Below are 19,008 nucleotides of genomic sequence, written 5' to 3'. Positions count from 1 at the left end.
CGTAATCGGTTCGGGCGTAGCGAATCTACCCGGCGTGACCTCTCACTCCTCGGCTGTTCGCCGGATCAGATCGGCCAGGTCGTCCCAGAAGCCGTCGACGTACTTGGAGGCGTCGTCGATGGTGGGGCGGGCGTTCGTCTCGTTGACGACGGCGCGCTCGTCGGTCACCAGCAGGTCGACGCCGAGGAAGGGGACGTCCAGCACCTCGGCGGTCCGTTCGGCCAGCGCGCGCAGTTCGGGGTCGAGGTCGACCCGGCTGGCCTCGGCGCCGCGATGGACGTTGTGTTTCCACTGGCCGGCCTCCAGCGCCTCGTCGGGGAGGCGGCGCTCGACGGCGCCGATGTACTCGCCGTCGAGGACCATCACCCGGTAGTCGGTCGCGGCGGGGAGGTACTCCTGGAGGAGGTAGGACTTGTCGCCGGTGGCGTGGAAGTCGTGGACGAGGTCGAGGTAGTCGACGACGCCGAGCAGCGAGTCCAGGTCGTGGGCCTTCGCGACGCCGACGCCGCGGGTGGTCGAGTTGGGTTTGACGACGACCGGCGGGTCGAAGCCCTCGACGGCGGCCGCGACCGCGGACTCGTCGGCGGGGTTCGAGACCATCACCGTCTCGGGGACGGGCACGCCGGCGTCGGCGAGGCGGGTGATCACGTCGGCCTTGTTGCGCGAGCGGAGGATGGCCTCGCGGTCGTTGACCCACGGGACGGCCAGCGCGGCGTCGGCGACCCCACCTTCCATGATACGCGGCGGGTAGACGAACCCGACGTCGAACTCGCCCCACGGCGGGTCGGTGAGCGAGATCGTCCGCTCGCGGGACTGCACGTGGTCGACCTCGATACCGCGGTCGCCGAGCGGCCCCTGCATCCGTTCGTACGTCTCGGCGTCCGTGGCGACCGCCAGCCGAAGCATGCCCTCTGGTTGTGACGAATCCCACTTAGCCCCTCCGCTGGCGCGCCGGGGAGAGAACACGGGACGGCGTGGAAAAACTCGTCAGTAGGGGGTCGGAGAAAGCGAGAGGAAGGCCGCGTTACGCGATGAGGAGCTCTTCGCCGCGTTCGACCTTGATGCGGCACGGCGGGGTGATCTTGTTGTAGGCGCGGCGGAAGGCTTCCTTGACTTCCTCGGCCTGGTCGACGTCGCAGTAGGCCGTAAAGAGCTGCTCGCCGGCCTGGACGCGCGAGGCGGTGCCGACGATCTTCCCGAAGGCCTGGCGCATGCCGTCGGAGACACGGTCCGCGCCCGCGCCGGTCGCCTGTTTGTTCTCCCGGATGACCTGGTGGGGGAACTTCCGGAGGACCATCTTGTAGTTGCCCTCGCCGAGTTCCTTGATCAGGTGGCGGTTGGCCGACAGGCGCGAGGCCTCCATCGAGCCGTGGCGCAGCTGGACGGACTCTTCCACGATGAGCGAGATCTGGACCGGGTAGTCGTCGGGGTCGGCCTTCTTGTCGCCCATCTGGTGCTGTGCGATCTTCGAACCGGGAATACCCGTGATGTACTCCCGTCGGGTGTACGCGGGCTTGTCGATGTCCCGGTACATCGAGGCTGGTTTCTCGGCCATGGTCTTGGTGTAGACGTGGCCTAGCGGTGGTAAAAGGGCTTCGAACCCGCGCGGGCGTGTGGGGCCGCCTGCCACACGGTGCGATCGTCGCCGAGCGTCTCCGTGTCGGGGGAATCGCCACAGTTCCCCGAACACCGCGATTCACACGGACTGGCCGAAATCACTGCGAGCGTCCGTTCACGACTCGGTCGGCCGATCGTCCGGGAGCGACACGTCCTCGCCGTCGGCCAGGTCCGCGAGTGCGTCGGGTCCGACGATCCGGACGCCACGCTCCGCCGCCCGCTCGCGCACTCGCTCCGGCACGGTGGCGCCCGCGGCGACGACCGCCTCGTCGAGGTCCCCGTCCCGTTCGACGGCCGAAACGAACCGATCGACGTCGTCGGGGTCGACCGTCGCCGCGTTCGACGCGTCGACAGTCAGGACCGCCGCGGTGACCGCCACTGGCTCCGGCGTCGTCGCCCGGAGGTCGTACGTGACGAGCGTCTCCCCCGAAAACTTGGTCTCCCAGCCCGTCGCCTCGAACAGTTTCGCGACGAGCGTTCGGAACCGTTCGGCGCCGACCGACGAGGGATCTACCGTCGGCCCTTCCGGTTCTTCGGGGTCGACCGCCCCGGATCCCGACTGCTCGACGCGCGTCTGGGAGTCCGCGACGCCCCACGACGAATCCCCGACACTCTCTGCGGAGTCATCGATACTCTCCGCGGGGTCGTTGACGCTTTCCGCGGGGTCGTCGATACCATCCGCGGGGTCACCGACACTCTCCGCGGAATCGCCGTCGCTCGGCTCTGTCCGTTCCGCCGAGACCCAGTCGTCGTCAGTCTCGTCGTCGACGAATATCCATCCCTCCTCGTCGGTGTCGGGTTCGTCCGGCGTCGCCGCGTCTGGTTCCTCGGCGTCGGCGTCCACTATCGTCTCGTCCACTGCCTCCGCGATCTCCTCGTCGACGTCGCCCGCCATCGCCTCCGCGAGCGCCTCCGCGATCTCCTCGTCGACCTCGGTCGGGACGTCGTCGCCGTCTCCCGGTGCAACGTCGTCACTGTCGGCTGCTGCCGGATCGTCACTTCGGTCGACTGACGCTGCTTCGTCGGCTGGTGCCGGATCGTCGCCGTCGGCTGGTGCCGGATCGTCGCCGTCTCCCGGTGCAACGTCGTCGCTGTCGGCTGGTGCCGGACCGTCGCCGTCGGCTGGTGCCGGATCGTCGCCGTCGGCTGGTGCCGGATCGTCGCCGTCGGCCGGCGACTCCTCGTCGTCCTCGGGCGCTATCACGACAGTGTCCCCGGCGTCGACGTCTTCGGGCGCTTCGGCGGCGTCGCCGGGCTCGTCGAACTCCTCTCCGGGCCGAGGCGAGCGCCGTTCGGCCAGCCGGTCCCGCAGTCGTTCGACGGTATCGAGTTCGTCCGGGACGCGCTCGCGGGCGACGTCGCGAGCGGCGTCGAGCGCCGACGCCGCGCGTTCGTCCGCGGCGTCAGTCGCGCCAGGAGGCCACTCCTCGACCAGGTCGATGGCCGCCCGGGCGCGGTCACAGTGGGCCGCGACCAGTTGCTCGGCCGCGGTGGCCAGCCGCTCGCGCACGACGTCGCGCTCGCCGGCGAATCGCCGCTCGTCGCGGCCCCAGTCCAACGCCAGCAGCGTCTCGTAGCGCTCGAGTGCGCGCTCCCACCACTCGACCGCGGCCTCCGGGTCCTCGGCCGCCGACGCCTTCTCCACGGCCGCTTCGGCCCGCTCCAGCGGGACGGTCGTCACCTGGTCGCGCTCGGTCGCGACGCGCTCGCGACGACGTTCGATCGCGTCGTCGGTCGGCCGGTCCGCGTCGACCGACAGCGCCGCGGCGTAGCTGTCGTCCGCTCGTTCCAGGAGGTCCAGCGCCGACTCGTAGTCGCCGTCCTCCCGGAGCGCCTGGGCCCGCTCGGCCACCCGTTCGGCACGCTCGGCGTACGCGCGTCGCTCGTGTCGCCGCAGTCGCTTCCGCGATGAGCCGACCCGGTCCGCGATCGACGCGGCCGCGCCGTCCAGCGACGCCGCCGCTTCCCGGGCGGCCTCCAGCGCCTCGCGCGCGTCGTCGAGCGCCGCCAGCACGTCGGCCGCGTCGTCCGATCCCGACCTGGCTTCGGCCCGGTCGAGCGCCTCCGCGGCGGTTTCGAGGTGGCGTTCCGCCCGCGCCCAGACCCCCGCGGCGGCGTCCACGAACTCCCGGACGGCGTCGAGGTCGCCCCGCGTCGGAAACCGGTACTGGCGTCCGTCGACGGTGTCGATGACGAGCGCGCCCCCCAGGAGTCCCCCCTCCGCCCGCGCGTCTACCACGTCCGACAGCGCCACGGACCGCGTTCGGTCGCCGTCGGCGCGGCCGACCGCGAACAGGACCCGGACGTCCGTCACCAGCGCCGCCGCGCTGTGATCTCCGTCGGGGACGACCTCCCCCTGTGCGTCCCGCGCTTCCGTCGCGTCCCCCTCGTCTGTTCGTTCGATCGAGACCCCCCGTTTCTTGTTCCGGACGACGTACCGCGGCGTTTCGGCGGCCCGGACGTACTCGGCGAGCGGCCGGTCCGCGAGCAGTCCGCGCGCGATGAGGCCGCCGCTCCCCGCCTCCCTGAGTACCGCGGCGTCGCCGTCCTCGACTTCGATTACGTGTTCCATCGGCCCACCCGTCGTGACTGGCGCAACCATCGACGTGATGACACTAAACTCTTTGGTGAGCGCGCCCAGACCGGACGAACGGCCGGTTACGCGCGGGTCACTGGGGTCCTTTTGGGCGTGGCGGCCCAACGGAGAATCGACATGAACAAACTCGTCGACGGCGAGTGGCGGACAGACATCGACGACGACACGAACGACGACGGCGAGTTCGAGCGCCAGGAGACGACCTTCCGGGACCGCGTCGAGGACGACCCCGACGCGCGCTTCCAGCCCGAGGCGGGGCGCTATCACCTCTACGTCTCCTACGCCTGCCCGTGGGCGCACCGCACCCTGCTGATCCGCTCGCTGAAGGGGCTCGAAGACGCCGTCTCCGTCGACGTGGTCGACCCCTACCGCGACGACGACGGCTGGCAGTTCACCCCCGAGAAGGACGGCTGCACGCCCGACACCGTCAACGGCAGCGACTACCTCCGGGAGGTCTACCAGGCCGCCGACCCGGACGCGACCTGCCGCGTGACGGTGCCGGTCCTCTGGGACAGGCGAGAGGAGACCATCGTCAACAACGAGTCCGCGGAGATCCTCCGGATGCTCGACACCGAGTTCGGGGACGTCGCCGAGCGCGACGTGGACCTCTATCCCGAGGGCTACCAGGAGGAGGTCGACCGGGTCATCGACGACATCTACGACCCGATCAACAACGGCGTCTATCGCGCGGGCTTCGCGAGTTCACAGGAGGCGTACGACCGGGCCATCGACGACCTGTTCGGCGCGCTCGACCACTGGGACGAGGTCCTCGCCGACCAGCGATACCTCGCCGGCGACCGCCTGACCGAGGCGGACGTCTGCATGTTCACCACGCTGGTCCGCTTCGACCACGTCTACCACACCCACTTCAAGTGCAACGTGACGGCCGTCCACGAGTACGACAATCTCTGGCCGTACCTGCGCGACCTCTACCAGACGCCGGGTGTCGCGGATACGGTGAATCTGGACCACATCAAGGAACACTACTACACGACCCACCCGGACGTGAACCCCAAGCGGCTGATCGCCCGCGGGCCGGACCTGCACTTCGACGCCGAGCACGACCGGGACGAACTCCCCGGAAGTCCGCCCACCGAGTTGCTGCCCCTGGCGTAAGAAACGGGAGAGCGGTCCGCGTCTTCTCAGTCGGTTCCGGAACTCGCCGGCCGAGCGTCGCTGCCGCCGGCCCGGGCCGCGAGTTCGCGGTCGAACGGCGAGTCCGGACGGGTCCGCACGGCGACCGCGGAGCCGTCGTCGACGGTCGCGACGACCGTCCGGCGACGCGTCCGGACGACCTCCATCCCGTCGAACTCGTCGCTGTGGCGGACTGCGTGGACGACGAGCGCGAAACTCCCGGCTGTCGCGAGCGCGAACAGCGGCGCGAGCAGTCCGGCTTCGAGACCGACGAGCGCGGCGAACGGCGCGACGGCGACCGCGCCGGCCGCCCAGACCGCGAGCGGGTCGTCGCTCACACGTCCGCGGACCCGTCGTTCGAGTCCGACCAGGCCGTCCGCGAGGGCGTCGATCGGGCCGAATCGGCGGAGTCGCTCCGTCAGCGTCGTCCCGTTCAGCGCGACCCCCTCGCGCCGAACGTGGTCGAACGTCAACGCCCCGCCGACGGTCGCGAGCGCGAGCGCCGGCGTCAGGGGGTTCGACGCGACGCCGAGCACGCCCAGGAAGGTGACTACGGAGAGGGCGTATCCGACGCCGCCGAGCACTCTCGCGTCGCGACCGCGGACGCCGAGCGCCGTGTCGACGGAGCTCCGAACCGCGGAGACCCTGTCGAAACCGACGCTCACGAAGTTGTCGTCGGTGGCGACGACGAGCCTGTCGTCGGTGAGCCCGGCCGTCGCCGGACCACCGCGGGCCCCGAGGAGCTCTCCCGTCGCGACGAGTTGCAGCGACTCGTCGGGTCGGAGCACCCGCCGGACGGGTCGCACGTCCCCGTCCGCCCCGGAGAAGGGCGTCCACCCCTCGACCGTCGTGACGCGCTCGACGGCGCTCTCGATGGCCGCGCCGACCGTGCTTCCACGCTCGCCCGCGTCGTCTCCACCCTCACGGTGGCCGGTCGCGTCACCGCCTGTAGCGACGGTCGGCACCCGCGAGACGTCGGTCTCCGTCGGTCGCTGGTCGTCCCGCTCCACCGAGGCCGACCCCGTCGCATCGGTTTCGCCCCGCCTCGCGGCGGTCGAGGAGTGGGTGGCGCCGGCGTCCCCCCGACTGTCGCCGGCGTCGTCGCGGTGATCCTCTGTCGATCGTCTCTCTCCCATGGGGGCGAGTTCCCCCCGCCGACGGGATTGTAAATGACTGCTTATCGGCCCGAACGGCGACTCTCGCCGGCAGACCGGGACGGAGACGCCCCGAACGGCGCCGGGGCCGAGTCGCCGGCGTCGCGGACTCCGGCGACGAACGCCGGTGTCGAAAGGCCGTAGGGCCGGGGGCGCGTCGGACGCCCCATGACCCGCGTCACGGTCGGCGGCCGCCTCCACGTCGGCTTCCAGAACCTCTCGCTGGCGCACAACCGGCTCTACGGCGGCGTCGGCCTCGCGCTCGCCGAGCCGCGCCTGGTCCTGCGCGCCGAGCGCGCCGAGCGCGTGGACTGCGACGACGAGGCGGCGTCCCAGTACGTCGAACGGGTCGTCGACAGCCTCGACGTGCCGGGGGCGACCGTTCGCGTCGACGAGCGGCTCCCCCGCCACGCCGGTCTCGGCAGCGGGACGCAACTCGCGCTCGCGACCCTCGCGGCCGTCGCCGGCGCGTACGACCGCGACGTGGACCCGCGGGAACTCGCCCCCGCCCTCGGCCGCGGCGGCCGCAGCGGTATCGGGGTCGCGACGTTCGAACGCGGCGGGTTCGTCGTCGACGGCGGCCACCCGACCGAGCGGTTCACCACCGCGCCGCCCGCGGAGGGCGAGTGGACCGTGCCGCCCGTGGTCGCCCGCCACGCCCTGCCCGACGACTGGCGGTTCGTCCTCGCGATCCCGGACGCCGGGCCGGGCAGGAGCGGCGACGAGGAAGACGAGAGCATGCGCTCGGTCGTCGAGCGCGCCGACCCGGGGATCGCCGAGGAGATCGCCCAGCTCGTGACCCAGCACCTCCTCCCCGCGGCAGCGACCGGCGACCGCGCCGGCTTCGGGAGCGCGATCGCCCGCCTCGGCCGTCTCAACGGCGCCTGGTACGCCGACGAGCAGGGCGGAGTCTACCGGCCGCCCGCGGGCGCGATCATCGACCGCCTGGCCGACGAACCGGCGGTCGCCGGCGCCGGCCAGTCCTCGTGGGGACCGACCGTCTACGCGCTGACTGGCGCCGACTACGCCGACGACGTGGCCGCGGCGGCCCGCGACGCCCTCGACGCGGTCGCCGACGGCGGCCGGGTGACGGTCGCCCGCCCCCGGAACGAGGGCGCCCGGATCGAGCGGTCGTAGGCCCACCGGCTCGGCCTGCTGGGGGTCCACCAACTCGACCGGTTCGTGCGTTTCAGCGAGCGAGAACTGCGGCGAAACAGGTAAGCGGGAGGGGGCGAATCCTCGGCGCATGGACCGGATACCCTTCGGCGTCCGCCAGCTGGACACGACCCTCGGGGGCGGCGCGCCGGCGGGAAGCGTCGTCCTCGTCGCCGGGGAGGGCGGCGCCGGCTCGCGGGAGTTCCTGTACACGAGCACGCTGATGAACGCCCTCGGACGAACCGACGAGGACCTCCACAGCCTCTACTACGGTGACCTCTCCGCCGACGCCAGGCCCCCCGGGGAGGTCCACTTCGTCTCGTTCACCGCCAGCGAGGAGCGCTTCGCCGACGAGGTGGGGATGACGATGGCCGAGGACATCGTCGAGGCCGGCATGGACGCGGTCCGGTTTCACGACCTCTCCGAGCAGTACTTCCACCAGAGCCCGGTGCCCCGCGACTGGTACGCCGAGGAGACCGCCGACATCAAGGACCTCCGGGCGCGCCAGGAGCGCGACGACATCCTCGGCGAGCTCGGGAGGCTCCTCGTCGAGCGCGCGCCGGAGAACCTCGTGGTCATCGACTCGCTGTCCGACCTCATCAGCACCGCCGGCCGCGACGAGAACGTGAACTGGTCGGACGTCGTCTTCCTCATCAAGGGGCTCCAGAAGGGCGCCAACGAGTGGAACGGGGTCATCCTCGTCCACGTCGGCCGGGAGACGGTCTCGGGGACCGAGTACGGCCAGCTCGTCGACAGCGTCGACGGCACCCTCGAGTTCGAGTGGGCCAGCGGCGGGTCGACCCGCGCCCGGACGCTCGTCGTCAAGCAGTTCCGCGGCGTCCTCTCGCAGATCGACGACGAGAACATCGTCCAGTTCGAGACCGAGATCGGCGACGGCGGCCTCGACATCAGCGACGTTCGCAAGATCCGCTGACGGGAACGTCTCGTCGCGATCGGAATTTTCGGGTGCGAGAGCCGGTTTATGTCCCGATCCCCAGATTCGATTTCCGAGAACCGGTGGCAAACGCTTAACTACCTCGTCTCGACAACAGATGGTAATGGCGAGCGAGTCGTCGGACGACGCCGCGGTGTCCGTGTCGCTCCCCGCGGACGTAGAGGCCTGGCTGGACCGCAAGGCCGACGACCTCGGGGTCGACCGCGAGGTCGTCGTCGTCCAGTTGCTCGCGTCCTACCGGGCCGCCGAGGAGTTCGGCGACGAGGACGTGAGCGCGGCGCTCGGGACCGACGTGGAGTCAGAGGTCAGAGACGTGATCGCCGAGCGGCTCCCCGACATCGCCGACGCCGTGACCGAGCGCACGGACGCCGGCGACGTCGCGGCCGTCGAAGAGGGCCTCAGTGCCGAGATCGACCGCGTCGAGGGGGACTTCGCGGAGAAGATCCAGGACGTGCGCGAGCGGGTCGTCCAGGTCAAACGGGAGACCGACGGGAAGGCCGACGCCGACCACACTCACCCGGAGTTCGGCGAACTCGCGACGCTCTCGTCCGCCGTCGACGACCTCGAATCCGCGCTGGGGTCGCTCGAATCGCGCGTCGACGACGACGCCGAGACCGTCGCGGACGTCGACGAACGGCTCGGGGACGTCGAGGATCGGGTCGACGAGATGGAGCGCGCGACGGACCGGCTCGACGAGATCGAGGAGCGATTGCGGACGGTCGCGTGGGTCGTCAGCGACCTGCGAGAGGCCGAACAGGCGCGGTCGAGCGGCTCCGACGCCATCGAGCGCCTCAAGGCCACCGCGGCAGAACTCGACGCGGACCGCGCGGTGTGCGAGAACTGTTCGCAAGCAGTCGACATCGCGCTGTTGCACGAACCGCGGTGTCCCCACTGCGACGCGACCGTCAGCGACGTCCGACTGCCGGGCGGCTTCTTCGGCAAGCCGACGCTCACCGTCGCCCGCCAGCTCGAAGCGGGCGACGAGGACGAGACCGACCGATCGAACGTGCCCGACGCCGCCGAACGGGAGTGACCGACGTGAGCGACGACTCCCGTCCGGACCGCGACGACGACGGTCCCGCGGACGACGAACGGTCGGACGACGGCGGCGACCGCGACCCCTTCGACTCCTTCGACGAGTACAGAGACAGGGGAGGCGACCCGTTCGAGTCCCTCGGTGGCGACGCCGGAGCCGGGGAAGCCGACGAAACTGCCCCCGACGATGGCCGAACGGCCGACGTGGACGCCGACGCGGAGGGTGACGGCCGCGATCCGTTCGAATACGGGACCGACCGCGGACGAGACGGGTCCGACAGCGACCGCGTCGACGCCGGCCGAAACGATAGCGGGGTCGACCACTCGCCCGATCCGACCCGAGCGGACGCGGGCGATCCGCTCGCGGGCGTGGAGGTGTCCGAAGGCGACCCCTTCGAGTCCGCGGCGAGTGCCTTCGAACGCGCCGGCGTCGAAGACATCGACCCCGACGACGTGTGGGACCGTCTCACGGGGGAGTCCGGGGGCGACGAGTCCGGGGATCCCGGGGCCGGGCCCGACTCGGCTCCGGGGACGGACGCGGGACCGGCGGCGGACGCTGGACTGGAACCTGGCGAGGCGGCACCGACCGGCGACGAAGACGACGTGGTGGACGTCTCGAAACACGCCTACTGCGAGGGCTGTGAGCACTTCTCGCCGCCGCCAGACGTGACCTGCTCGCACGAGGGGACGGAGATCCTGGCGTTCGTCGACGTCGACAGCGTCCGCGTCGCCAACTGTCCGGTCGTCGCCGAGCGACGCGACCTCGAAGACCACGAGTAGGCGGATTCGCGGCGAGTTCGCGGCGAGTTCGCGGCGAGTTCGCGGCGGATTCGTGGTGGATTCCCGGCGAGTTCGCCGCGGCGTCGCCACGGGCGAAGACTGGCGGTCGATCGCCGAGGAGACGAGAAATTGATACGTCCGCACGGACAACGGATGTGATATCATGCAGTTTTGCGACGACTGCGGTTCGATGATGCACGCCGACGGCGACGAGATGGTCTGCAAGAGCTGCGGCGCGACGACCGGCGTCGACCGCGACCGCGCCGACCAGTTCGTCAGCACCGACGAGCAGGCCGGCGACGAAGTCATCGAGACCGAGGAGGGGGCCGACTTCGAGGGGAAGCCGACGGACAAGAGCGTCACCTGTGACGACTGCGGCCACGGCGTCGCCTGGTACACGATCAAACAGACCGGCGCCGCCGACGAGCCGCCGACGCGATTCTTCAAGTGCAAAGAGTGCGGGTACCGCTGGCGCGAGTACAACTGATCTCGGCCGACCGGGTGGCCGCGTTCTATCGCACTGGCGATCCGGGATCGATCGTCCAGTAGGCGCCGCGGTGGCGGAGGACTCCCCTGTCTTCCAGCCGCGCGAGGACGACGCCGACGCTCCCGGTCGGGACGCCGGTCCGCTGGCAGATTTCGGCGGGCGTGAACGCCGATTCGCGGTGCTCGGTGAGGAACGCGAGCACGCGGTCCGAGTTCTCGGCGCCCGCGGCTGGCGGGCGGAGCCGGGGTTCGGGCGTCGTTTCGAACTCCTCGATACTGATGGGCATACGTACTGTTACGCCGGACGCGAGCATATCGTTATCGGGCAGGAGCGGCCGTCGGAGCGCACTCCTCGCCCCGAGAAACTATATCCGACGGGTCGCTATCCCCGGCCATGAGCGAAGAGACGGACGACCCGATGGAAGCCCTCGTCGGGATCGTCGCGGTCGCGACGCTCCCGCTCGCGGCCCTCGCGGCGATATTCGTCGGCGAGACGGCCGCGGCCGTGGTCGCCATCGTCGGGTGGTTCTTCCTCGTGCCGGTACTGGGGATCCTCTCGGAGCACGTCGATCTCCGCGAGTGGACGGGCTGGGGCGGCTCGACCGAGACGGAGGGACGCGACCGCGAGACCGAGGCGGAGGTCGGTGACGCCGCACTCCAGCGCCTCCGCGAGCGCTACGCGACCGGGGAGATCGACGACGTCGAGTTCGAACGCCGCCTCGAACGCCTCGTGGAGACCGAGGACCTCGACGTGGCGGACCACGCGACGCTCGACGAGCGAGCGGACGACGAACGAGCGGACGACGACCAGCGACGGCACCGCGCCGGCGGCCGGAGACCCGAGCGCGAACCGGAGTGAAAGGTCTTTGCCCGTCGACGCCGGACCGGAGGGCGTGTCCACGGACGCCCGCGTCGTCGAGGTCCACCCCGGCAAGGAGGCGGTCGTGGACTTCGACCCCGCGCTGACGTTCGAGTGCGTCGACGAGTGCACCTGGTGTTGCCACCACGGCGTCCTGCTGTACGAGCCCGACTTCCTCGAACTCGCGAACGTCGCGAACCTCTCCGAGGCGACCACCCAGTTCCGCGGGCAGGACTTCGTCCGCAAGGAGAGCAAGGACCGCGCAGACCACGTGGACGAGGACGGCGCTGCCTGCTTCTTCCTTCGCGACGACGGGCTCTGCGCGCTCCACGACGAGCACGACTGGAAGCCCGCCCGGTGTTCGGTCTTCCCGCTCGAAGTCACCGTCGGGGACGGCGACCTCACCGACAGGGACGGCGGCGACATCCACGTCTCCGTCCGCGAGGAGGCCCGCGAGCACTGCGACGGCCTCGGCGTCTCCGAACGCCGGGTGGTCGACCACCTCGACGCCTTCCTCCCCGCGGTGCTCTGGGACCTCGATCAGCCGGAGACGAAACGAGAGCTATAGGAGGACCCGCTGCCGAGAACTGTGGCCGCGGTCGACGCGACGAGTAACTCTACACGATATCGCCAGATCAGGGAGTGAGGACGACCCAGGCGGCGACCACGGCGACCGCGCCGACGGCGGTACTTCCCACGGCGTGGACGCGCAACTGGTCCAGCAGTTGGTGAGACTCCTCGTGGAGCGAGCAGACCTGGTCGATCTCGGAACCGGCCTCGCAGACGGGCAGGAAGTCCATCGCGATGTGGAGGAAGATGCCCGCGGCGAAGCCGAAGACGACCGCGTTGAGCGCGGCGACCTCGGGGACGGGCAGGGACGCCGACGGGATCGCGGTGATCCCGACGCCGGCGGCGGGGAGCAACAGCGCCGAGACGGGTTTCCCGTTCCGTCGCAGTCGCCGCGCGGCGGCGTAGCCCGCTGGCCCCTTGTGGGAGACGATGGCGAGGCCGAGCAGGAGCCCGAGCGTGGGCATCGAGCCGTAGACGAGGCCGATGATGAGGCCCGCGGAGAGGGCGTGGGCGGTGATCTGCGCCGTCGTCACGTCCATCGGGAGGTCCCGGTGGGTGAGCCGATGCCCGGCGACGTGGCCGCTGTAGCCGACGACGATACCGAGGGCGATACCGATGCCGCCGATCTGCGGCGCGCCGGCCGAGCGGCCGATACCGATGGCCTGCGGGACGAGGAACATCGCGGCGCTGGTCACCATCGCGCCGCTCGCCAGCCCGTACCCCCAGACGAGTCGCTGCGGATCCGTCGAGTCGGCCCGACCGCCGAGGTACGCCCCCGCGGCCATCGCCGCGAAGGCCACCCACCCGATGACGAGGACCTTCCACGTCTCCGTCACCGCCGCCACCACCGACAGCGCGAGCAGCGCGACCACGCCCGCGCCGCCCACGAGCGACAGGTCCCCGGGCGAATTATTAACGCCACCGCGTTCGTTAATATCCATTGTTTATGAACACCGAGACTGTTATTATTAAGTCTGTCGCTCCGACGGGGTGGCGAGTGGCAGGGCGGTCGACGTCGACGCGGCAGGACCGGGAATCGGCCGGGATTCGGCGACCGACCGGTCGCCGAGTAGTGCGCCGATCGTCGCAGCGGCGGCGCGACCCCGACGGGTTGGGCACCTCCTTTTTATCCGTCGCGCGGCAATCGAGAGACGATGACAGGGCTCTCGGGACGGGCGGACGGCGTGTCGGTGACGGTCGTCGGCGGCGGCGTCGGCGGGCTCTCGTCGGCCGCGTACCTCGCCGACGCCGGCGCAGACGTGACGCTCGTGGAGAAAAACGACCAGCTCGGCGGCCGCGCCAGCCGGCTGGAGGCCGAGGGCTTCCGCTTCGACATGGGCCCCTCGTGGTACCTCATGCCCGACGTGTTCGAGCGCTTCTTCGGTCACTTCGACAGGGTGCCCGGCGACTACTACGACCTCGAACGGCTAGACCCGCATTACAGGATCTACTTCAAGGGCGAGACGCGAAGCGTCTCGGAACAGTCGAGCGGGCGGAGCCCGCGAGACGGCGAGCAGTCAGGCCCCGGCGAGGAAGGCGGCGAGCGGATCGACGTCGCCGCCGACCGCGCGGCCAATCGCGAGTTGTTCGAGTCCATCGAACCGGGCGCGGGGGAGGCCTTCGCGGAGTACCTCGCGACGAGCGAGCGCCACTACGAGACGGCGATGGAGAAGTTCGTCTACGAGGACCGATCGTCGCTACGGGACTGGATCGACCTGGACGTGATGCGCGCCGCGCCCGTCGGGCTCACGCTCCTGCGCTCGATGCAGGGCCACGTCGAGAACTACTTCGAGAACCCCAAGCTCCAGCAGATAATGCAGTACACGCTGGTCTTCCTGGGAGGGTCCCCGCGGAACACGCCCGCGCTCTACAACATGATGAGTCACGTCGACTTCAACATGGGCGTCTACTACCCCGTCGCGAACGAACCCGACGACGACGGGGACCATCCCGGGGGAATCGGCGTCGTGATCGACGCGTTCGTCGACCTCTGCCGGGAACTCGGCGTCGCCTTCGAGACCGGCGTCGAAGTCGCGGAGATCACCCGCCGCAAGCGCGGCTTCTCTGTCGTCGACGAGGACGGGAGCGAGCGCCGCCCGGACCGCGTCGTCGTCAACGCCGACTACGCCCACACCGAGCAGGAACTCCTGCCCGAGCACGAACGGCAGTACGACGCCGACTACTGGGCCGATCGCACCTACGCCCCGTCGGCGTATCTCCTCTATCTCGGCGTCGAAGGAGCCGTCCCCGAACTCGCCCACCACACGCTCGTCCTCCCCGACGACTGGGACCCCCACTTCGACCAGATCTTCGAGGACCCCGCGTGGCCGGACGAGCCCGCGTACTACCTCTGTGTACCCTCGAAGACGGACGACACCGTCGCGCCGGAGGGCCACAGCAACCTGTTCGTCCTCGCTCCCATCGCCCCGGGCCTGGAAGACTCCCCAGCCCAGCGCGAGCGCTTCCGCGAGCAGATCCTCGACGACGTGGCCGAGAACACCGGCACAGACCTGCGCGACCGCATCGTCTTCGAGGAGGAGTTCTGCGTCTCGGAGTTCGTCGACCGCTACAACGCGACGCAGGGGACCGCGCTCGGCCTCGCCCACACGCTCCGCCAGACCGCCCTCCTCCGGCCGCCCAACCGCTCGACGGCCGTCGACGGCCTCTACTTCACGGGGTCGTTCACCACCCCCGGTATCGGCGTCCCCATGTGTCTCATCAGCGGCCAGCACACCGCCGAGGCGCTGGTCGAGGACGTGAACTGAGCCGAGGGCGCCAAGTTAACTCGCTCCCACACCTATGCCCGACGACCCGATGCCCGACGACGCGAAGCCAGCGGTCGCCGCCCGCCTCGGCGCCCTCGCGCCCCCCGACACGACCGTCGGGTACCTCCTGCGCGTCTCGCGCCCTCGGTTCTGGCTCTACCTCGCCGGGCCGGCGCTCGTCGGCGCCGTCTTCGCCACCCGCGAGACCGCAGCGCTGTTCACGCCGCTCACCGTCGCCCTCGCGCTCTACTTCCTCGTCCCGGCCAACGTCTTCCTCTACGGGATCAACGATATCTTCGACGCAGACGTCGACGCCGAGAACCCGAAGAAAGCGGAAAAAGAAGTCCGCTACCGCGGCGATCGGGCGGTCCTCGCTGCCGTGCTCGCCGGCGGCGCCCTCGGACTCGCCTTCTTCCCCGCCCTCCCGACGGAGGCCGTCGTCGCGATGGTCGCCTTCCTCGTACTCGCGACGGAGTACAGCGCGCCCCCGCTCCGATTCAAGACCGTCCCCTTCTTCGACTCGCTGTCCAACGGGCTGTACGTCCTCCCGGGCGTCGTCGCCTACGCGACCGTCGCGGGTTCGTTCCCGCCCGCGCTCGCCGTCGCCGGCGCCTGGCTCTGGACGATGGCGATGCACACGTTCTCGGCCATCCCCGACATCGAACCCGACCGCGCCGCCGGCATCCAGACCACGGCGACCGTCCTCGGCGAGCGCCGCACCTACGCCTACTGCGGCGCCGTCTGGGCGGCCGCCGCCGCGGTCTTCGCCCTGGTCCACCCCCTGTGGGGCGGCCTGCTCGCGGTCTACCCCGTCTTCACCGCCGGGGTCGCGCTGACGGACGTCTCGGTCGACCGGGCTTACTGGTGGTTCCCGGTCCTCAACACCGTCGTCGGCGCGCTCCTGACGATGGGCGGTCTCTGGAGGATCGTCTATGCCACCTGACCCCGCCGAGGCCGCGGGGCTGCCCGCGCCGGGACGGATCGACCGCGACTGGCTCGAAGCCCGGCTCGACCGCCTCGTCCGGACCAACCGGTTCACCATCGCGGTCGTCTTCCCCGTCGCCGGCGCCGCGCTCCTGCTCGCCAGTGCGTTCGACCTGCTCCCGCCCGTGCTCGCGTTCAACCCCTGGCTCGTCCTCGTGGGTGTCGTCGTGATGCGCTTGCCCCTGATCGCCGGCGTCGCCCCGCTCGTCGACCGGAAGGGGACCGTCGCCCTCGTCGCGCTGGCGGCCTACGCGTACGGGATCGAACTCGTCGGGGTCACGACCGGGTGGCCCTACGGCGCCTTCGAGTACGGCGTCGCGCTCGGACCGATGCTCGGCGGCGTCCCGCTCGCGCTCCCGGTCTTTTTCTTCCCGCTCGTCCTGAACAGCTACCTGCTCTGCCTGCTGCTGCTGGGCGATCTCGCCCGCTCGCCGTGGGTCCGCCTGCCCGTCGTCGTCGCCACCGTCGTCGCCGTCGACCTCGTCCTAGACCCTGGCGCCGTCGCCCTCGGCTTCTGGACCTACGACGGCGGCGGCGCGTTCTACGACGTCCCGTGGTCGAACTATCGGGGGTGGGTCCTCTCGGCGACGGTCGCCGTGGCGGCGTTCGACCGGGGCCTCGACCGCGAGGCGCTGCTCGCGCGACTCGACTCCTGCCCGTTCATGCTCGACGACATGGTGAGCTTCGTGATCCTCTGGGGCGCTATCAACGCCGCCTTCGGGAACTGGGCCGCCGTGGGACTGGCCGGACTGTTCGGTCTCGGTCTGGTCGTCACCGACCGATTCGACGTGCCGACCCGGCCGCGGTGGATGGAATAGCGCCGTCCCGACGACGGGCCGCGACGCGGCCGACGGGCCGTCTATCGTTATTTCCTGTGATACTGGCGGGGCAACGCTTTTCTTCGGGTTTTCCGCTGAGACGGTATGGTAGAGACTACGGGCGGATCTGGACCGGTTCGCCTCAGGATCGATCGCTGGGAGAGCGTCGTCCGGGAGTTCGTCGAATACACGCCGAGCGGCGACTCCATCCCGGACGAGATCTGGCGGGGACGCCACCGGAACATCCTCGCGCTCCTGCTCGCGCACGTGCCGTTGTTGCTCTTGCTCGGGACGTACGAGGGAACGGAATCGGCAGTGACGGGCGCGACGATCCCCGAGATCCCGCTGACCACCGTGCTCGTCGAGGTGGGCATCGTCGTCGCGTTCGCCCTCCTCGCGGGCTGGTCGCGGTTCGGACGGCGCACGCGAACCGCGCTGGCGACGCTGGGACTGGTGACGACGTCGGGGTTCCTCGTTCACTTCTCCGGCGGGTACATCGAAGCGCACTTCCACTTCTTCGTCGTCATGGCCGTCGTCGCCGTCTACGAGGACTGGCTCCCGTTCCTCCTCGGGATCGGGTACGTGGCCATCCAGCACGGCTTCTTCGGCATGATCGACCCGAGCCGCGTCTACAACCACGCGGCCGGCATCAACAACCCGTGGGCGTGGTCGTTCATCCACGCGGTGTTCGTCCTCGCGCTCGCCGGCGCGCTGATGAGCCACTGGTACTCGACCGAGCGGTCCCGCGAAGAGGCCAGAGAGCGACTCCGAGAGGCCGACGAGAAGTCGGCGGAGATCGACGACCTCGAAGCGAAGCGAGCGGAGAACGAGCGGGCCAAGGCAGAGGCGGAGGAGCTGCTCGCGGAGGCCGAGGCCAGACAGGAAGCGGTCGAGCAGCAGAACGCGCACCTCGAGGCCAAGGCCGACGACTACAGCGACGCGATGGCGCGGGCGGCCGACGGCGAGTTCCACGTCCGAGTCGACGCCGACAGCGAGAGCGACGCGATGGCCCAGATCGGCGAGGCGTTCAACGCGATGATGGCAAACACCGAGTCGGCGGTGCGGGAGATCCAGACGTTCGCCGAGGAGGTCGCCGAGGCGAGCGAGGGCGCGACGGCCGGGGCCGAGGAAGTCGAGCAGGCGAGCGCTGGGGTGAGCGAGTCGGTGCAGGAGATCGCCGGCGGTGCGGCCGAGCAGCGCGAGATGCTCGAGAGCGTCTCCAGCGAGATGGCGGACCTGGCGACGACCGTCGAGGAAGTCGCCGCGTCCGCCGAGACCGTCGCGGAGACCTCCCACGAGACGGCGGCGATCGCCGAGGAAAGCGAGCGGACGGCACAACAGGCGATCGACGACTCACGGGAGGTCCAGTCGGCCATCGACTCGACCGTCGAGAACGTCGAGGTGCTCCACGGCCAGATGGACGAGATCGGGCAGATCGTCGGGCTCATCGGCGACATCGCCGAGCAGACGAACATGCTGGCACTCAACGCCAACATCGAAGCCGCCCGCGCCGGGTCCGGCGAGGGCACCAAGAGCGGCGACGGGTTCGCAGTCGTCGCCAACGAGGTCAAGCAGCTGGCCGAGGAGACCCAGGAGTCGGCCAACGAGATCGAACAGCTCATCGAGGAGACCCGGGAACAGACGGAGACGACCGTCGAAGAAGCCCGGACCGCCGAACGCCACGTCGACGAGAGCGTCGACGCCGTCGAAGACGTCGCCGACGCGTTCTCGCGAGTGGCGACCAACGCGGAGGAGACCGACCAGGGCATCCAGGAGATCCGGAACACGGCGGACGAACAGGCGGCCAGCACCGAGGAGGTCGTGTCGATGGTCGAGGAAGCGGCCGACATCAGCCGGTCGACCGCCGACGAGACCGAGGGCGTCTCCGCCGCCGCCGAGGAACAGGCGGCGTCCACCTCGCAGGTCAGCGCCAACGTCCGGTCGCTCGGGGAACAGTCCGAACGGCTCCAGTCGCTGCTGTCGCAGTTCGCAGTGAGCGACGCGACGACGCCCAGTACCGGCCCGACCCCCGCGATCAAAGACGGCGGTCAGCCCGAATAACCGGACAGCCCCACTCTACCACCGAAACGGTCCGTTCCA

General features: G+C 70.3%; 18 protein-coding genes. 12 read left to right on the top strand and 6 right to left on the bottom strand.

All coding sequences use genetic code 11. From position 1 onward, the window contains the following. Positions 1 to 42: 42 nt before the first annotated feature. From ACMGFE_RS02505 to ACMGFE_RS02495, 3 genes are all read right to left on the bottom strand, one after another. The gene (locus ACMGFE_RS02505) at positions 43 to 906 is read right to left on the bottom strand and encodes an ATP-grasp domain-containing protein (RefSeq protein ID WP_436923492.1); all 864 of its coding nucleotides are present in this window, start codon (positions 904 to 906) and stop codon (positions 43 to 45) included. A gap of 118 nt (positions 907 to 1,024) precedes the next feature. Next, positions 1,025 to 1,555, bottom strand: coding sequence for a 50S ribosomal protein L16 (locus ACMGFE_RS02500; RefSeq protein ID WP_436923491.1), 531 nt, complete (start codon positions 1,553 to 1,555; stop codon positions 1,025 to 1,027). 177 nt (positions 1,556 to 1,732) lie between these two features. Further along, on the bottom strand, positions 1,733 to 4,189 hold the full coding sequence (locus ACMGFE_RS02495; RefSeq protein ID WP_436923489.1) for a coiled-coil domain-containing protein: 2,457 nt from the start codon (positions 4,187 to 4,189) through the stop codon (positions 1,733 to 1,735). A 141-nt stretch (positions 4,190 to 4,330) separates the two neighbouring features. On the opposite strand from ACMGFE_RS02495, the gene ACMGFE_RS02490 reads away from it, so the two are divergent. Continuing rightward, a complete protein-coding gene (locus ACMGFE_RS02490) occupies positions 4,331 to 5,329 on the top strand; it encodes a glutathione S-transferase family protein (protein ID WP_436923488.1) in 999 nt (332 codons plus the stop codon). A 26-nt stretch (positions 5,330 to 5,355) separates the two neighbouring features. Here the strand turns inward: ACMGFE_RS02490 and ACMGFE_RS02485 are convergent, their stop codons facing one another. Next, positions 5,356 to 6,483, bottom strand: coding sequence for a hypothetical protein (locus ACMGFE_RS02485; protein ID WP_436923486.1), 1,128 nt, complete (start codon positions 6,481 to 6,483; stop codon positions 5,356 to 5,358). A gap of 186 nt (positions 6,484 to 6,669) precedes the next feature. Here ACMGFE_RS02485 and ACMGFE_RS02480 point away from each other — a divergent pair, with 186 nt between their 5' ends. From ACMGFE_RS02480 to ACMGFE_RS02460, 5 genes are all read left to right on the top strand, one after another. After that, positions 6,670 to 7,638 (top strand): beta-ribofuranosylaminobenzene 5'-phosphate synthase family protein, encoded by a 969-nt coding sequence (locus ACMGFE_RS02480; RefSeq protein ID WP_436923485.1) that lies wholly within the window; start codon positions 6,670 to 6,672, stop codon positions 7,636 to 7,638. A 109-nt stretch (positions 7,639 to 7,747) separates the two neighbouring features. Next, positions 7,748 to 8,590 carry an RAD55 family ATPase gene (locus ACMGFE_RS02475; protein ID WP_436923484.1) on the top strand — a complete coding sequence of 281 codons (843 nt, stop codon included), beginning with the start codon at positions 7,748 to 7,750 and terminating at the stop codon, positions 8,588 to 8,590. Between the two features lie 124 nt (positions 8,591 to 8,714). Beyond that, positions 8,715 to 9,644: a magnesium transporter CorA family protein gene (locus ACMGFE_RS02470; protein WP_436923482.1), complete on the top strand. Its 930-nt coding sequence runs from the start codon at positions 8,715 to 8,717 to the stop codon at positions 9,642 to 9,644. 5 nt (positions 9,645 to 9,649) lie between these two features. Next, complete coding sequence (locus tag ACMGFE_RS02465) at positions 9,650 to 10,426, top strand: DUF8135 domain-containing protein (RefSeq protein ID WP_436923481.1); 777 nt, start codon at positions 9,650 to 9,652, stop codon at positions 10,424 to 10,426. A 163-nt stretch (positions 10,427 to 10,589) separates the two neighbouring features. Further along, the gene (locus ACMGFE_RS02460) at positions 10,590 to 10,913 is read left to right on the top strand and encodes a transcription factor S (RefSeq protein ID WP_436923480.1); all 324 of its coding nucleotides are present in this window, start codon (positions 10,590 to 10,592) and stop codon (positions 10,911 to 10,913) included. Positions 10,914 to 10,938: 25 nt separating this feature from the next. Here ACMGFE_RS02460 and ACMGFE_RS02455 read toward each other — a convergent pair whose 3' ends face one another. Next, on the bottom strand, positions 10,939 to 11,199 hold the full coding sequence (locus tag ACMGFE_RS02455) for a MarR family transcriptional regulator (protein ID WP_436923478.1): 261 nt from the start codon (positions 11,197 to 11,199) through the stop codon (positions 10,939 to 10,941). 107 nt (positions 11,200 to 11,306) lie between these two features. Here ACMGFE_RS02455 and ACMGFE_RS02450 point away from each other — a divergent pair, with 107 nt between their 5' ends. Together ACMGFE_RS02450 and ACMGFE_RS02445 are read left to right on the top strand one after the other, a co-directional pair. Then, positions 11,307 to 11,771, top strand: coding sequence for an SHOCT domain-containing protein (locus tag ACMGFE_RS02450; RefSeq protein WP_436923477.1), 465 nt, complete (start codon positions 11,307 to 11,309; stop codon positions 11,769 to 11,771). A 34-nt stretch (positions 11,772 to 11,805) separates the two neighbouring features. Continuing rightward, the gene (locus ACMGFE_RS02445; RefSeq protein WP_436923475.1) at positions 11,806 to 12,339 is read left to right on the top strand and encodes a YkgJ family cysteine cluster protein; all 534 of its coding nucleotides are present in this window, start codon (positions 11,806 to 11,808) and stop codon (positions 12,337 to 12,339) included. A gap of 67 nt (positions 12,340 to 12,406) precedes the next feature. On the opposite strand, the gene ACMGFE_RS02440 is transcribed toward ACMGFE_RS02445, so the two are convergent. After that, on the bottom strand, positions 12,407 to 13,282 hold the full coding sequence (locus tag ACMGFE_RS02440; protein WP_436923473.1) for a ZIP family metal transporter: 876 nt from the start codon (positions 13,280 to 13,282) through the stop codon (positions 12,407 to 12,409). Positions 13,283 to 13,495: 213 nt separating this feature from the next. On the opposite strand from ACMGFE_RS02440, the gene crtID reads away from it, so the two are divergent. The 4 genes from crtID (at position 13,496) to ACMGFE_RS02420 (ending at position 18,969) form a co-directional block, all read left to right on the top strand. Continuing rightward, the gene (gene crtID / locus ACMGFE_RS02435; protein WP_436923472.1) at positions 13,496 to 15,106 is read left to right on the top strand and encodes a bifunctional phytoene desaturase/3,4-desaturase; all 1,611 of its coding nucleotides are present in this window, start codon (positions 13,496 to 13,498) and stop codon (positions 15,104 to 15,106) included. A 49-nt stretch (positions 15,107 to 15,155) separates the two neighbouring features. Beyond that, positions 15,156 to 16,049, top strand: coding sequence for a prenyltransferase (locus tag ACMGFE_RS02430; protein ID WP_436923470.1), 894 nt, complete (start codon positions 15,156 to 15,158; stop codon positions 16,047 to 16,049). Continuing rightward, positions 16,039 to 16,908 (top strand): bisanhydrobacterioruberin hydratase, encoded by an 870-nt coding sequence (gene cruF / locus ACMGFE_RS02425; protein WP_436923468.1) that lies wholly within the window; start codon positions 16,039 to 16,041, stop codon positions 16,906 to 16,908. Before ACMGFE_RS02430 ends, cruF begins: the two co-directional genes overlap by 11 nt. Before the next feature lie 105 nt (positions 16,909 to 17,013). Further along, on the top strand, positions 17,014 to 18,969 hold the full coding sequence (locus ACMGFE_RS02420; protein WP_436923467.1) for a methyl-accepting chemotaxis protein: 1,956 nt from the start codon (positions 17,014 to 17,016) through the stop codon (positions 18,967 to 18,969). Positions 18,970 to 19,008: the final 39 nt, after the last annotated feature.

It is taken from the genome of Halosimplex amylolyticum (assembly GCF_051414035.1).
Classification (GTDB): Archaea; Halobacteriota; Halobacteria; order Halobacteriales; family Haloarculaceae; genus Halosimplex; species Halosimplex amylolyticum.
The sequence above is the reverse complement of the archived record's forward strand: the minus strand, read 5'-3'. Positions and strand labels throughout refer to the sequence as shown.